The sequence below is a fragment of the Nonomuraea sp. NPDC050540 genome (genome assembly GCF_044457485.1).
Taxonomy (GTDB): Bacteria; Actinomycetota; Actinomycetes; order Streptosporangiales; family Streptosporangiaceae; genus Nonomuraea.
Map to the genome: position 1 here is coordinate 455,096 of NZ_JBITHA010000004.1, position 14,243 is coordinate 469,338.

Annotated in this window: 17 protein-coding genes; 11 read left to right on the forward strand and 6 right to left on the reverse strand. The window is 70.1% G+C overall.

Annotated features, from left to right (window positions below; genetic code table 11):
* Nucleotides 1–4 precede the first annotated feature (4 nt).
* Complete coding sequence (locus ACIBI5_RS16690) at nucleotides 5–658, reverse strand: response regulator (RefSeq protein ID WP_397247588.1); 654 nt, start codon at nucleotides 656–658, stop codon at nucleotides 5–7.
* Nucleotides 655–1,785 carry a sensor histidine kinase gene (locus tag ACIBI5_RS16695; RefSeq protein ID WP_397247590.1) on the reverse strand — a complete coding sequence of 377 codons (1,131 nt, stop codon included), beginning with the start codon at nucleotides 1,783–1,785 and terminating at the stop codon, nucleotides 655–657. The genes ACIBI5_RS16690 and ACIBI5_RS16695 overlap by 4 nt, the downstream gene beginning before the upstream one ends.
* Before the next feature lie 92 nt (nucleotides 1,786–1,877).
* Here ACIBI5_RS16695 and ACIBI5_RS16700 point away from each other — a divergent pair, with 92 nt between their 5' ends.
* The 10 genes from ACIBI5_RS16700 (at nucleotide 1,878) to ACIBI5_RS16745 (ending at nucleotide 10,081) form a co-directional block, all read left to right on the forward strand.
* Nucleotides 1,878–3,041 carry an acetoin utilization protein AcuC gene (locus tag ACIBI5_RS16700; RefSeq protein ID WP_397247592.1) on the forward strand — a complete coding sequence of 388 codons (1,164 nt, stop codon included), beginning with the start codon at nucleotides 1,878–1,880 and terminating at the stop codon, nucleotides 3,039–3,041.
* A gap of 7 nt (nucleotides 3,042–3,048) precedes the next feature.
* Nucleotides 3,049–3,831: a phosphatase gene (locus tag ACIBI5_RS16705; protein WP_397247594.1), complete on the forward strand. Its 783-nt coding sequence runs from the start codon at nucleotides 3,049–3,051 to the stop codon at nucleotides 3,829–3,831.
* Between the two features lie 312 nt (nucleotides 3,832–4,143).
* Entirely contained in the window at nucleotides 4,144–4,347 is a 204-nt protein-coding gene (locus tag ACIBI5_RS16710; RefSeq protein ID WP_026214222.1) for a helix-turn-helix domain-containing protein, read from the forward strand.
* A 184-nt stretch (nucleotides 4,348–4,531) separates the two neighbouring features.
* The gene (locus tag ACIBI5_RS16715) at nucleotides 4,532–4,630 is read left to right on the forward strand and encodes a 30S ribosomal protein bS22 (RefSeq protein ID WP_018654693.1); all 99 of its coding nucleotides are present in this window, start codon (nucleotides 4,532–4,534) and stop codon (nucleotides 4,628–4,630) included.
* 22 nt (nucleotides 4,631–4,652) lie between these two features.
* A complete protein-coding gene (locus ACIBI5_RS16720) occupies nucleotides 4,653–5,654 on the forward strand; it encodes an NAD-dependent epimerase/dehydratase family protein (RefSeq protein ID WP_397247596.1) in 1,002 nt (333 codons plus the stop codon).
* The gene (locus tag ACIBI5_RS16725) at nucleotides 5,651–6,484 is read left to right on the forward strand and encodes a lysophospholipid acyltransferase family protein (RefSeq protein WP_397247598.1); all 834 of its coding nucleotides are present in this window, start codon (nucleotides 5,651–5,653) and stop codon (nucleotides 6,482–6,484) included. Before ACIBI5_RS16720 ends, ACIBI5_RS16725 begins: the two co-directional genes overlap by 4 nt.
* Before the next feature lie 63 nt (nucleotides 6,485–6,547).
* Complete coding sequence (locus tag ACIBI5_RS16730) at nucleotides 6,548–7,342, forward strand: SDR family NAD(P)-dependent oxidoreductase (protein ID WP_397247600.1); 795 nt, start codon at nucleotides 6,548–6,550, stop codon at nucleotides 7,340–7,342.
* A gap of 58 nt (nucleotides 7,343–7,400) precedes the next feature.
* Nucleotides 7,401–7,982: an RNA polymerase sigma factor gene (locus ACIBI5_RS16735; RefSeq protein WP_397247602.1), complete on the forward strand. Its 582-nt coding sequence runs from the start codon at nucleotides 7,401–7,403 to the stop codon at nucleotides 7,980–7,982.
* A gap of 2 nt (nucleotides 7,983–7,984) precedes the next feature.
* Nucleotides 7,985–9,001, forward strand: a complete 1,017-nt coding sequence (locus ACIBI5_RS16740; RefSeq protein WP_397247604.1) for an LCP family protein — start codon at nucleotides 7,985–7,987, stop codon at nucleotides 8,999–9,001.
* A gap of 33 nt (nucleotides 9,002–9,034) precedes the next feature.
* On the forward strand, nucleotides 9,035–10,081 hold the full coding sequence (locus ACIBI5_RS16745; protein ID WP_397247606.1) for an alpha/beta fold hydrolase: 1,047 nt from the start codon (nucleotides 9,035–9,037) through the stop codon (nucleotides 10,079–10,081).
* Here ACIBI5_RS16745 and ACIBI5_RS16750 read toward each other — a convergent pair.
* From ACIBI5_RS16750 to ACIBI5_RS16760, 3 genes are all read right to left on the reverse strand, one after another.
* Nucleotides 10,055–10,927: an HAD family hydrolase gene (locus ACIBI5_RS16750; RefSeq protein WP_397247608.1), complete on the reverse strand. Its 873-nt coding sequence runs from the start codon at nucleotides 10,925–10,927 to the stop codon at nucleotides 10,055–10,057. The genes ACIBI5_RS16745 and ACIBI5_RS16750 overlap by 27 nt on opposite strands.
* A 10-nt stretch (nucleotides 10,928–10,937) precedes the next feature.
* Entirely contained in the window at nucleotides 10,938–11,630 is a 693-nt protein-coding gene (locus tag ACIBI5_RS16755) for a DUF5667 domain-containing protein (protein ID WP_397247610.1), read from the reverse strand.
* 62 nt (nucleotides 11,631–11,692) lie between these two features.
* A complete protein-coding gene (locus ACIBI5_RS16760; protein WP_379611405.1) occupies nucleotides 11,693–12,331 on the reverse strand; it encodes a sigma-70 family RNA polymerase sigma factor in 639 nt (212 codons plus the stop codon).
* Nucleotides 12,332–12,509: 178 nt separating this feature from the next.
* Here ACIBI5_RS16760 and ACIBI5_RS16765 point away from each other — a divergent pair, with 178 nt between their 5' ends.
* Complete coding sequence (locus ACIBI5_RS16765; RefSeq protein ID WP_397247612.1) at nucleotides 12,510–13,958, forward strand: antibiotic biosynthesis monooxygenase; 1,449 nt, start codon at nucleotides 12,510–12,512, stop codon at nucleotides 13,956–13,958.
* Here the strand turns inward: ACIBI5_RS16765 and ACIBI5_RS16770 are convergent.
* Nucleotides 13,955–14,191 (reverse strand): glutaredoxin family protein, encoded by a 237-nt coding sequence (locus ACIBI5_RS16770; protein ID WP_397247614.1) that lies wholly within the window; start codon nucleotides 14,189–14,191, stop codon nucleotides 13,955–13,957. The two genes, ACIBI5_RS16765 and ACIBI5_RS16770, sit on opposite strands and share 4 nt — an antisense overlap.
* Between the last annotated feature and the right edge of the window lie 52 nt (nucleotides 14,192–14,243).

Below are 14,243 nucleotides of genomic sequence, written 5' to 3' on the forward strand. Positions count from 1 at the left end.
GCTCCTACTCCCCGGGGCTGACCAGGCCCGCCTCATAGGCGAGGATGACGGCCTGTGCCCGGTCGCGTACCCCCGTCTTGCCGAACAGGCTCGTCACGTGGTTCTTGATCGTGGACGGCGAGACGCCGAGCCGGTCGGCGATCTCGGAGTTGGAGCTGCCCTTGGCGATGAGCACGAGCACCTCGCGTTCGCGGTCGGTCAGCTCGGGCAGCGCGGCGGGCGTCCGGCGGGGGCGGGCGGCGCGGACGAACGTGCCGATCAGCCGGGTGAGCAGCCGGGGCGCGACGGCGGACTCGCCGCGGTGGACGACGCGTACCCCCTCGACGAGCTCCTCGGGCGAGATGTCCTTGGGCAGGAAGCCGCCGGCGCCGGCGCGGAGGGCGGCCACGACGTTCTCGTCGAGGTCGAAGGTGCTGAGCGCGAGGACCCTCGTCTCCGGGAGCTCGGCGGAGATCAGCCCGGTGGCGGTCACGCCGTCCATGACGGGCATGTGCAGGTCCATAAGCACGACGTCGGGCTTGAGCTCGCGGGTACGCGTGAGCGCCTCCTGGCCGTCGCCCGCCTCGGCGACGACCTCGATGTCGGGCTGGGCGTTCAGCATGAGCTTGAAGCCCGTGCGCACGAGCGCCTGGTCGTCGACCAGCAACACCCTGATCATGCGTTCTCCAGCGGCAGCAGCGCGTACACCCGGAACCCGCCTCGCGCGCGGGGCCCCGTCTCCAGACGACCGCCACACAGTGCCACACGTTCGGCCATGCCGCCCAATCCGTACCCGGACCCGCCGCCCGCGGTCCTGACCGGCGAGCCGTCGTCGAGCACCTCCACCTCGACGCCCTGGCTGAGGTAGGCGAGCCGCACGCCGGCCCGCGAGCCGGGGGCGTGCTTGCGGGAGTTGGTGAGCGCCTCCTGGACGACCCGGTAGACCGCGTGGTCGACGGCGGTGGGCAGCGGCACCGGCTCGCCGTCCACGCGCAGCGAGGCGTTGCCCGACTGTTCGACCAGCTCCGGCAGGCGGGAGGCGCCCACGCCGGTGGCGGCGTCCGGGCCGTCGGTGGTGTCGGCCCGCAGGACCTGCAGCAGCTGGCGCATCTCCGACAGCGCCTGGCGGGCGCTGTGCTCGGCGGCCTCCAGCGCCTCGCGGGCCGGGGTCGGCTCGGGCGGCAGCACCGTGCGGGCGCCGCCGACGAGCGCGTTGATCACGCTCAGGTGGTGGGCGACGACGTCGTGGAGCTCGCGGGCGATACGGCGCCGTTCGCCGTGGATCGCCTCGTCGCGCATCTCTCGCTGCCTGCGCTCCTTCAGCTCGCGGCGCAGCCGTACGAACTGGCCCAGGCCCAGCCCCAGGAACGGGCCGGCGAAGCCGCTGATGACCGGCGCGACGGCGGAGCCGACAAAGGCGGGGTCGTACTCGGTGATCATGGCGGTGATCGTGTAGGCCGCGCTCGCGGCCAGCCCGGTGAGCAGGACGGTCCGGCCGGCGCGATGGCGCCCCACGGTGTAGAGCGCGATCAGCGACGTGATCCCGAGGAAGGCGCCGGATTCGATGAGGACCGGGACGGCCGCGTCCAGCCCGAGCACGATCGCGGCCACGGTGAGGGGGTAGCGCCGCCGCCAGATCAGCGGCAGGGAGCTGACCAGCAGCAGCATCGGCGCGACCCGGTCGACCTGCGGGATCGAGTGCGACACCGCCACCGCGAACAGGCTGCCGATCACGAGCGGGGCGGCCAGTGCGGCGTCCTGGACCCACGGGTTGCGCACGAAGCGGTGCAGCCGGGGGAAGCGCATGCCGCGGAGGATACCTCGCGATTTCCGGATCATGACGATGGGCGGTGGCGTGCGCCTGCGGTAACGTCGGCGCAAGGCTAGGAGGGAGACTCATGTCTGGTGCGGCGAGGGTGATCTGGGACGATGCCCTGACCTCCTACGACTTCGGCCCTGATCATCCGCTGGCTCCCGTCAGGGTCGAGCTGACGATGGCGCTCGCCCGCGACCTGGGCGTGCTGGAGCGGGTCGAGCTCGCGGGCTGCGCCCCGGCCACCGACGACGAACTGGCGCTGGTGCACAAGCGCGGCTACATCGAGGCGGTCAAGCGCGTCTCGGTCGCGGGTATGCCCGACGTGTCCGCCGGGCTGGGCACCTCGGACAACCCGGCCTTCGCGGGGGTGCACGAGGCCTCCGCGCTGATCGCCGGCGCCACCCTGGCCGCCGCCCGCGCGGTCTTCGACGGTACGGCGGAGCACGCGCTCAACGTCGCCGGCGGCCTGCACCACGCCATGGCGGCCACGGCCAGCGGCTTCTGCGTCTACAACGACCCGGCGGTAGCCATCGCCTGGCTGCTGTCCAAGGGCGTCACGAAGATCGCCTACGTCGACGTGGACGTGCATCACGGCGACGGCGTGCAGGCGATGTTCTACGACGACCCGCGGGTCCTGACGATCAGCCTGCACGAGAGCCCCCGCACGTTGTTTCCCGGCACCGGCTGGCCGGAGGAGACCGGCGCGGAGGGCAGCGCGGTGAACGTGGCGCTGCCGGCCGGCTGCGGCGACGCGGGCTGGCTGCGCGCCTTCGAGGCGGTGGTGCCGCCGCTGCTGCGCGAGTTCCGGCCGGAGGTCCTGGTGACCCAGCACGGCTGCGACAGCCACGCCCTGGACCCGCTGGCCAACCTGATGCTCAGCCTGGACGGCCAGCGCGCGGCGTACGAGGCCCTGCACCGGCTGGCGCACGAGACGGCGGGCGGCAAGTGGATCGCGACCGGCGGCGGCGGCTACGAACTGGTCCAGGTGGTGCCCCGCGCCTGGACGCACCTCATGGCCGAGGCGTCGGGCAGCCCGGTGGACCCGGCCACCAGAACACCCGAGTCCTGGCAGCGTTTCGTCCGCGAGCGCACCGGTGAGACACCTCCGCTGACCATGACGGACGGCCGGAGCCCGGAATTTCGTGACCTTTCCGGTGGTTATGATCCTGCGGATCCCATCGACCGTGCGATCATGGCGACGCGTAACGCGGTGTTCCCTCTGCACGGCATCGACCCGCTGCCCTAGGAGAGCTGTGCAGACCCGCGACGAACTCCGCGAGCACCTGGTTCGCACGCGCATCGCCGGCGACGTCGCGACCCCTCGCGAGAACAACCTCGACCACTACAGCTCCCTCACCAACCGCGACCCGCACTACACGCTGGGCCTGACCGTCTCGCAGCCGTGGTCCTACCGCGACATCCTGGAGCTCATGGCCAAGTCCGCGGGCGTGGTGGCCGACGTCAAGCACCGTTCCGGGCAGGACACCATCGATCCCGAGCGGACGATCGACGCCCTGGACGCCATGGCCGACCGGATCGCCGCCGCGCTGTCGCGGCCCTCGCCCCGGCTGCTGTTCGCCACGGGGCATCCGACGGGGCTGCTGGCCGTACACCTGCCGCTGGCGCGGTTCGCGGCCGAGCGCGGCGCGCGGCTGCTGACGCCCGCCGAGGGCTGGACCTACTGGGGCCAGGGTTTCGGCCGCAAGCGCAAGATCCGCTATCTGCAGGACGTCGCGATGCTCGACGACCGCGGCGGTTTCGTGCACAGCCACGACCCCGCGCCGATGGTCGCGATGATCGAGGAGATGGGCGAGGAGCGCCCTGACCTGGTCGTCGCCGACCACGGATGGGCCGGCGCCGCGGGCGAGGCGGGCATCCCGACCGTGGGCTTCGCCGACAGCAACGACCCCGCGCTGTTCGTGGGCGAGGCCGAGGGCAAGATCGATGTGGTCGTCCCGCTCGATGACAACGTGCTTCCGCGCTATTACACACCGTTGACGGACCATCTGGTCACACGGGTCTCACGAGCCCTTTGAGTCGAATTCGGTCATCCCCATACCGTCTTTTCGCGCCTGCATTCCAAGAGGCTCGTCGTCCCTTTGCCAACTTTTGATGGGCCTGGGGCGACTCTTATGTGTACGAAGTTGGACAGTTCCAACGTCCTGGCGAGGTGCTCTGCCCGGCTGCTGGCCAGCGACTTTGCTGGTTTGGCTGACAGGTGGCTCCGCGAGCTGAGAAAATAGGGGGTTTGCGCACTCGGAGTCCCGACTTACGCTGACGGCAGTACACGTGCGTGAGCAATGGCACCAGTGGGGATAACCCGGAAACACGTGCGGAAGAGGCGTCCGATGGGTGCAGGCGAAAGACCTCTCAGCGAGGTGAAGTTCCTGACGGTGGCAGAAGTGGCCACGGTCATGCGAGTGTCCAAGATGACGGTGTACCGGCTGGTGCACTCGGGCGAACTGCCGGCCATTCGCGTCGGCCGCTCGTTCAGGGTGCCTGAGCAGGCGGTACACGACTATCTGCGAGAGGCCTACATCGAGGCCGGATGAGAGTTGGAGTAGCGGCGCGTTCGTACTCTCGCCGTGAATACACGCCGTGGGACATGGCCCGGTCGCACGAACGCGGCCGGGCGCCCACCCCCGAGGGGCGATCTACCACCGATCGCCGGTAGTCTGTGAGCCGGCGTGCGCTCGCACGTCGATTCAGACTTGCTATCAGTTAACTGGGGGTCCCGTGGGCTCTGTGATCAAGAAGCGCCGCAAGCGGATGGCCAAGAAGAAGCACCGCAAGCTGCTCAAGAAGACGCGCATCCAGCGGCGTAACAAGAAGTAGTAGACGCTGTTGTGAGGCGCTGATGACCCGCACCGTGCTCGTCACCGGGGTCTCGCGCCACATCGGCGCCCGGGTGGCGAGCGTCCTGGCGGCCGACCCGGACATCAGCCGCGTCATCGGAGTCGACACCGTACCGCCCTTGTCGCCGACGCTTCCCTCGCTGACGCGAGACGGCGGCGGTTCCCTCGGCCGGACGGAGTTCGTCCGGGTGGATCTGCGCAGCCCCGACGTCGCCCAGGTGATCGCGGCCGCGGACATCGACACCGTTGTGCACATGAGCCTGGTCAGCGCTCCCTCGCGGAGCACGGGCCGGGCACTGATGAAAGAGCACAACGTCATCGGCACCATGCAACTGCTCGGTGCCTGCCAGCGGTCGGCGACCGTGCGCCGCGTGGTGGTCCGTTCCACCACCGCGGTCTACGGCTCGTCGCCGAAGGATCCGGCGGTCTTCGACGAGGACGTGGAGCCGCACGACGGCCCCGGCCACGGCTATGCCAAGGACGCGGCCGAGGTCGAGGGCTACGTGCGCGGGTTCGCCCGCCGGCGTCCCGACGTGACCGTCTCCATGCTGCGCTTCGCCAACTTCATGGGTCCCGGCGTCGACTCGCCGGTCACCCGCTATTTCGCCCAGCCGGTCCTGCCGACGGTGTTCGGCTTCGACCCTCGCCTGCAGTTCGTCCATGAGGACGACGCGGTCGAGGTGCTGCGGCGGATGGCCACGGAAGACCACCCCGGCACGTACAACGTGGCCGGGGCGGGCGTGCTGCTGCTCTCGCAGTGCGTACGCCGTGCCGGCCGGCTCTCGTTGCCGCTGTTCTCACCCGCCTTCCGCGTCATGGGCGAGATGGCCAGGCGCGCCGGGCTGGTCGAGTTCTCACCCGAGCAACTCCGGCTGATGAGCCACGGCAGGGCCGTCGACCCCGCCAAGCTCGCCGCCGAGCTCGGCTGGAGGCCCAAGTTCACCACCGCGGCGGCCTTCGACGACTTTCTCCGCTCGCGCGGGCTTGGAGCCATGCTGACATGAGCGAGCCCGATCGGCTGGCCGAGATCCTGGCCTTCGTGCGCAGGCGGCTCAACGGCGAGTACGAGGTCGACGAGTTCGGCTACGACCCCGAGCTGACCGACAAGGTCCTGCTCGAACTCCTGCGGCCGATCTACCACCGCTGGTTCCGGGTGGAGACCGTCGGCGTCAAGAACGTTCCCGAGGACGGCGGCGCCCTCGTCGTGGCCAACCACTCCGGCACGCTGCCCGTCGACGCGCTCATGACCCAGGTCGCGCTGCACGACGAGGCCGGGCGGGCGCTGCGGCTGCTCGGCGCCGACCTCGTCTACCAGCTCCCGGTGCTCGGCCACCTGTCGCGCAAGTCCGGCCACACGCTGGCCTGCCGCGAGGACGCCGACCGCATGCTGCGCAAGGGCGAGCTGGTCGGGGTCTTCCCCGAGGGCTACAAGGGCCTCGGCAAGCCGTACGCCGACCGGTACAAGCTTCAGCGCTTCGGCAGGGGCGGCTTCGTCGCCTCCGCGATCCGGGCCGGGGTGCCGATCGTGCCCACCGCGATCGTGGGCGCCGAGGAGATCTATCCCAAGCTCGGTGACATGAAGACGCTGGCCAGGGCGCTTGGCCTGCCGTACCTGCCGGTCACCCCGCTCTTCCCGTGGCTGGGGCCGCTGGGGCTGCTGCCGCTGCCGTCCAAGTGGATGATCGAGTTCGGCGAGCCCATCCGCACCGACGAGTACGAGCCGGGCGCGGCCGACGACCCGATGCTCGTGTTCAACCTCACCGACCACGTGCGCGAGGTCATCCAGCAGATGCTCAACGAGCTGCGGCTGAGAAGAGGCCACGCCTTCGTCTGAGAAGGCTGCAACCGATCCGGCCCGGCGGGTGTTCACGAGGCGTCATCCAAGAAAGGAACCCTCGTGGACCTGCAGCTTTCCGGCCGTGTGGCCGTTGTCACCGGTGCTTCCAAGGGCATCGGCCTGGCCGTCGCCCGCACGCTTGCCGAGGAGGGCGCCCACGTCGTGGCGGCCTCGCGCACCCGTACCTCCGAGCTTCCGCCCGAGATCGTGCACGTGCCCGTGGACCTCATGGACCCGCAGGCGCCCGCGCACGTGATCGCCACCGCCGCCGAGCGGTTCGGCGGGCTCGACATCCTGGTCAACAACGCCGGAGGGCCGCCGCCCGGCGTGACCCTGCCGCGCTTCGGCTTCCTCACGCCCGGGGACGACGACTGGCGGGCGATGTTCGAGTTCAACCTGTACTCGGCGGTGCGGGCGATGCGCGCGGCCGTACCTCTGATGCTGGAGCGCGGCGGCGGCTCGATCGTCAACGTCTCCTCGGGTGGCGCGCGGCAGCCCGCGCCGATGAACGTCGACTACAACGCCGCCAAGGCGGCGCTGAACTCGGTGGGCAAGGCCCTGTCCGAGGAGTACGGCCCGCAGGGCATCCGGGTCAACACGGTCTCGCCCGGCCCGACCCTGACCGCCTGGTGGACCAAGGAGGGCGGCGCGGCCGAGGTCCTGGCCTCGATGACCGGCGGCGACACCGCGACCGTGATCGAGCGGGCCGCGCCTGAGATGATGCGGCTGGCCACCGGACGCCTGGTGGAGCCGCAGGAGATCGCCGACGCCGTCGCGCTGCTGGTCTCGCCGCGCTCCGCGAGCACGACCGGCGCCGACTTCGTGATCGACGGAGGCTTCCTCAAGGAGCTGTGAACCGGATGGGCGGGTTGCGGCAAGACATCCCTGACTGGTTCCTCACAGAAGGGCGGAGATGATCACGCAACCCGCCACCAGGGCCGCTGACGCAGAGCTCGTCAGCGCGTCCTGGACCGACCCGGAGGCGTTCGCCGAACTGTTCGACCGCTATTCCGGCATGCTCTACCGGTACGTCGTGAAGCGGCTGGGCCCCGAGCCCGCCGAGGACCTGGTGGGCGAGACGTTTCTGGTGGCCTTCTCCCGCAGGAGGACCTACGACACGGGCTACTCCGACGCCCGGCCCTGGTTGTTCGGAATCCTGACCAAGCTCATCTCGCGCCACCACCGCGGTGAGGCGGCCCGCTACCGCGCCATGCGCCGGGCGCCGCTCGACGGTGACGTGGAGTCCCCGGCCGACCGCGTGGCGGCCGGGGTCACCGCGCGGGCCGCCAGGCCGGAACTGGCCGCGGCCCTGGCCAAACTGCCCGCCAAGGACCGCGACGTCCTTCTGCTCATCGCGTGGGGCGATCTGACCTACGACGAGGTCGCACGGGCGCTCGACATCCCGATCGGCACCGTGCGCTCCCGCCTCAACAGGGGCAGGCGGAAGGTACGCGCGGCCCTCGGCGACACCAACCCGATGATCGAGGAGGAGTGACGATGGACGATCTGAAGTTGCTCCGTGACTTCGGCAGGAAGCTGGAGCAGGAGCCGCCGGTCACGCTGGTCCGCCAGCGCCGCCGGTACATGGAGACGGCGCCCAGGCGGCGCGTCCGTACCGGCTGGATGATGATGGGCGCGGTGGTCGTGGCGACGGCGGTGGCCGTGGCGGTGCCCACGCTGCTGCTGGGCAACCGGGACCGGGCGTTGCCGGTGGGGTCGGGGAACCGGCCGGTGAACGTTTCCGGCGTCCAGAACATCCTGCTCATCGGCTCCGACACCCGCCAGGGCGAGGGCAACGAGGAGTACGGGCCGCGGGAGGCGCGAACGGGGTCCAGGGCGCGGGCCGACACGATCGCGCTCGTGCACCTGCCCGCCGACCGGGGCGAGCCGATGGTGGTGAGCATTCCGCGCGACTCGATGGTGCAGCTCCCCGCGTGCGGCGGCTCTCCCGCGCGCCAGGGCATGATCAACGGTGCCTACACCACGGGCGGCGTCGGCTGCCTGGTCAAGACACTGGAGAAGCTGACCAAGGTCCGCGTGGACCGCTACGTGGAAGTGGACTTCTCGGGCTTCAAGAAGGTCGTTGACGCCCTCGGCGGCGTCGAGGTGACGCTCAGGCAGCCCGTCAACGACCCGCAGTCGAAGCTGACGCTGCCCAGCGGGAAGAGCATGCTCGACGGCGAACAGGCGCTCGGCTACTTCCGGCTGCGCAACCACGACGACGGCTCCGACAACATGCGCATCATGCGCCAGCAGAGCCTGCTCTACGCGATGCTGGCGAAGGCGAAGACCGAGCTGGTCGCCAACCCGCCCAGGTTCCGCGAGTTCCTGGCCGCGGCGACGGCGGCCGTCAAGTCGGACCTCGACGTCGAGGAGATGTACCAGCTCGCCGTCGATCTGCGCCAGAGCAAGCCGATGTTCCTGACCGTCCCCTGGGCGCCCGACCCCGACGACCCCAACCGCCTGGCCTGGAAGCAGCCCGAGGCCAAGAAGCTCTTCGAGAAGCTCCGATAGTCTTATTAGACGAAAAGTCCTATAGTCGCGGGCATGCGGTACAAGGTGCTCGTGACCGGGCTGCTCCTCGGCTTCGCCGTGGGACTCGTCGCCCGGAAGAGGTCCAGCGAGACGCTCGGCGGCCGGCGCGGCCGCCGGCTGCCCGTCGAGACGGACGACGGCGCCGTCATCGACGTCGACGTCAGGGAGTCCGGCACGCCCGCCTACGCCGTGGTCTTCTCCCACGGCTGGGTGCTCAACCGGCACAGCTGGCACTACCAGCGGGAGGCGCTGAGCGGAGGAGCTCGGGGGGAGAGAGCGACGAAGGAGCCAACGAGCCCCGAAGCGGCCGCGACCGTGAACACGCCCGATGAGGCCATGCTGGTCGGATACGACCAGCGCGGGCACGGGGCCTCCACGGCCGGCCCGGCGGGACCCTGCTCGATAGAACGGCTCGCCGCCGACCTGGAGGCCGTGATCGACGCGGTGGTCCCGCCGGGCCTGCCGATCGTCCTGGCCGGCCACTCCATGGGCGGCATGACCATCATGGGTCTGGCCGCCCGCCGGCCCGAACTGTTCGGCGACCGGGTCGTCGCCGTGGCGCTCATCAGCACCTCGTCGGGAAGGCTGGCGGAGGGGCTCGCCGGCAGAACCGCCCCCGTCCTGCTGAACCGGCTGAAGGCCAGGGCGGCGCTCATCGACGCCAGCCCGGCGCTCCTGCGTGCCGGGACCAACTGGCCGGTCACCCGGCTGGCCGCCTTCGGGCCCAAGGCGCGCGCCCACCACGTGCGCTTCGTCAACAGGATGGTCGCCGCGACCCCCACCGAGGTCATGGTCGGCTACTTCCACGCCATCCTGGCGCACGACAAGCTCGCCGCCCTCCAGGCGCTGAGCCGGGTCGAGACGCTGGTCATGGTGGGCGAGCGCGACCGGCTCACCACGCCCGCGCACGCCCGCAGGATCGCGAGCGCGCTGCCGGACGCCACGCTGGTGGTCGCGCCCGGCGCCGGTCACATGCTGGGACTGGAACGTCCGGAACTGGTCAACGCCGCGCTGAAGGCGCTGATCCGGCGCTCACTTGGACCGGTAGTGGCGGCGTAGCGCGATCCCGGCCGCGATGCCGCCCGCGACGGCGCCCAGGCCCGCCGCTATCGGCAGCGCGGCCATCGTGGCCTTCCTGCCCGTGCGGAAGTCCTTGATCGGCCAGCCGTGCTTCCTGGCGTGATCGCGCAGCTCGGAGTCGGGGTTGATGGCCACCGCATGCCCGACCAGCGACAGCAGCGGCAGGTCGTTGGCCGAGTCGCTGTAGGCGGTGCAGCGGGTCAGGTCGAGCCCTTCCCTGCGGGCCAGCGCGCGCACCGCCTCCGCCTTGGCGGGGCCGTGCAGCAGGTCGCCCACCAGGTGGCCGGTGTAGACGCCGTCGCGGGTCTCGGAGACCGTGCCGAGCGCGCCGGTGAGGCCGAGGCGCTGGGCGATCACGTGGGCCAGCTCGACCGGGGTGGCGGTCACCAGCCAGACCCGCTGGCCGGTGTCCAGGTGCGACTGTGCCAGCGCCCTGGTGCCCGCCCAGATGCGGTCGGCCATGACCTCGTCGTAGATCTCCTCGCCGAGCCGTACGACGTCGTCGACCTTGCTGCCGGCGACGAAGGCCAGCGCGGTCTCGCGGGCGACCGCGATGTGCTCGGGGTTCTCGTTGCCGCGCAGCCGGAACGCGGCCTGCCCGACCGCGAACTTCAGCAGGTCGGAGGTGGTGAACAGGCCACGCGTGGCCAGGCCTCTGGCGAAGTGGTAGATCGAGGCGCCGCGCATCATCGTGTTGTCCACGTCGAAGAACGCGGCGGCCTCTGGGTCGGGGTCGGCAGGTTGGGTCACGACCGCCGCCGCGGCGGCGACCTCGCCGGCGACCTGGGCTTCCGTCTCGTGTCGTCGTCGAAGTAGCCGCCTCATGGACAGCAGCTTACCTAGGCACCGCAAGGCCTTCGATGTAGTGCAAATACGTATTCGCCTGGTCCTGCTCGGGGCCGTTGAGCTGCTCCAGCATGGGTTCGACCATGTCGCGCTGGTCCTGGGCGAAACTGTTGAGCTTGGGGGAGCGCGGTTCGACCCGCTCCATCCGCTTGATGGCGGATTTCGTGGATTCGGCCATGTCACTCAGAGTAGCCGAGACGAGGGGCCCGTCACCGGAGCCGCCGAGCAGCACGGCCACCTCGGCGGCGCGTTCCTTGGCCGAGACCATCTCGCGCTCGGCCCGCTCCCTGTCGTCGGTGCTGAGCCGTACGAGCGTGTGCTCAGCGGCCCGCTTGAGCGGGTAGAGCGTGTCGCCGGGCACCGACTGGTAGGTGAAGAAGGCCGACACCATCATGCCCGCGGCCAGGCCGAGCGTGGCGAGCTGCGACGGCCACGACAACCGCACCCTCCTGGTACGCCTGGCGTGCCGGGCCCTGCCAGGCGGCGCCTGGGGCTCGGGCACGGCCGGGGCGGCGGCATCGGCGTCGGCCGAGATCAGCCGCGTTCTCAGCCGCTCGCGGAAGTCGCCGTCCGGCCCGCCGCCCTGAGGCACCGTGCGCAGCTCGTCCAGATGGCCGAGAAGCCGTTCGTGCGACCCTCGCGTGGCTCCGAACGGCCATCGGCTAGGTCGCGCCCTACCCATGACTGCTCCCTGTGGCCCCCGTCCGGTGTGACACCTGCCTAACGAGGCGCCGCGGGCGGAGGTTACGCGAGGTCGTGCTTGAGAGCCCTGGCCAGCGCCCGGATCGCACGGAACTGCAGGGCTTTGATCGCTCCACTCTTCTTCCCCATGATCAACGCGGTCTCCGCGAGAGACAGGCCGTGCAGGAAGCGCAGGACCACGCACTCCTGCTGCTCGGGATTGAGGTCTCGGACGGCGCGCAGGACGCGGTCGTTGATGATGGCCGTGACCACCGCGTTCTCCGGGATGTAAGCCCCGTCGAGCGGTACGTCGAGCACCTCGCCGGTAGTGATCTCCAGGCGGTAGCGCCCGGATTTGAAGTGGTCGGTGACGAGGTTGCGGGCGATCGTCACCAGCCAGGCGCCGAAGTCGCGGCCCTGCCAGGTGAAGTCGGCCACGCGACGGAGGGCACGTAAGAATGTCTCTGAGGTGAGGTCCTCGGCCAGGGGGTGAGAGCCCACGCGGAAGTAGATGTAGCGGTAGACAAGATCGACGTAGCGGTCGTAGAGCGTGCCAAAGGCTTCCGTGTCGCCGGTCTTCGCCCGCAACACCAGCGTACGCACGTCATCTGGGATCTCTTCGCGCACGGCAAGCTCGCTCGACCGGGTGTTGCCAGCGACCGCTGGCGACAGAAGCCCGGCGAACGGCCACGAGTCAGGCATCCGGTGTCCCTAGGGGTAAGGGCTGCGGCGTGCTCGAACACTCTAGAAATCAACCGGAAATTCCACAATCCGCTTCAGGGTGGCGTCACTAGCCGTAATCGGCGGATACGGTGTGGACCGACCCGTTCCCTCTTCGGCTACCGGCTGGGAGGCATCGTCCGGCAGCATTGGAGTCACCATGGAGATCCTTGTTGCTGTCATCGCGTTCGCGGGCGCGCTCCTCGCCGCGATCGCAACCGGTGCCCTGATCCGTAGTCTTCGCGAGGAGCGCGAAGGGTGGCTCATCGCCTGGACGGTCGCCACGGCGATGCTCTGCGTCGCGCTGGGTGCGATCGGCACGGGTTACCTTATCGGCTTCGGCGAGGGAACGTTCAGGATCTACCAACTGGCCGGATCCTTGATCGCCCCGCTGTGGATGGCGATCGGCCTCATCCAGTTGCTGGCGGAGAAGACGCCGCCGAAGTTCCTCGCCTGGCTGTTCGGGATCGCGTTCACGATCGTCAGCTCGGTGGTGATCGTCTTCGACCCCGTGCTCAAGGCCACGGAGATGGCCAAGGCGCTGCCACCCGGCTCGTCCCACTGGAGCCTGATCGCCAGCTCCGTCCTGGTCGGCGCGCACGTGATCGCCGCGCTCATCCTGCTCGGCTGTGTGGTGATCGCCGCCCTGCGCTGGCGCAACGGCGACGACTACGACACCGACAACCTGCACGCCGCCGCCGTCATCGCGCCCTCGGCCCTGGCCCTGATCGGCGCGGTGCGCTTCGCCGTGCCCGGTGTCTTCACCACCGCGCTGCTCGTGGTGGCCGCCGCGGCGATCTGGTACGCCGTGCTGCGCCCGCTCGCGCCGTACGAGGACGAGGAGGACGACATCAAGAGCGAGAGCTGGGAACCCGCCTCGACGGGCCGCAGAGCCGTGCCTGAGCGCACGCCCGCCCGCATGGAGGCGCAGGCGCCGCTGGAGCCCCAGCGGCCCAGGCCCTCGGGCCTGAGCGACCTCGTCGCCGAGTACCGCGCGGGCGACCAGGACGTGGGCTTCGGCGCCCGCATGGAACCGGGCCCGGCGACCGGCCACATCAACCCGATGAACCCGATGAACCCGGCGCCCGCGATGGACCCGGGCCCCTCGACCGGCTACATCATGAACGGCGGCCAGGAGCAGGCGCTCGGCCGTCACAGCGGCGGCCCGCCCCCGCCTCAGCAGCCGGACACCTACAACATGCCGAACACCGGCGTCGTCTACCCGGGCGCCGAGGTCTTCCAGCCCAGCGCGCCCCAGCCGGCCGTCGGCGGACGCCCCTCGCCCAGCATCTACGGCCTGCTGACCGTGTTCACGCTGATGGACGGATCCGGCGACATGTTCGACCGCCTAGCCGACCAGACCGTCGAGGCCGTGCGCCGCGGCGAGCCGGACACACTCGTCTACGCCTGCCACGCGGTGAAGTCCGCGCCCCTGCAGCGCATCGTCTACGAGCTCTACCGCGACGAGGTGGCCTTCCAGGACCACCAGCGCCAGCCCCACGTCGAGCGCTTCGTCAACGAACGCCAGGCGATGGTCCTGGCCACCAACATCATCGAGCTCAACGTCAACGCCGCCAAGGTCGTCCCGCTGCCGACGGCGCTCTTCTAACCTCCCAGGGCCGCCCGCAGGCGCTCCTCCGACACGCGCCAGAAGTCGTGCTGCACTCCGTCCACGAGCGTGACCGGAATCATGTCGTTGTACTTTTCCCGGAGCTCAGCGGAGCCGTCGATGTCCACTTCGGTCCACCTGATCCCCAGCTCAGCCGCGACTTTCGCGATGACGGCGCGGGCGTCGTCGCACAGGTGGCAGCCCTGCCGGCCGTACAGAGTGATCTCGTGCATGGGGTCCACGGTAGTGGCGACTTTGTGCGTCGGTTCACAAAGGGATTAACCT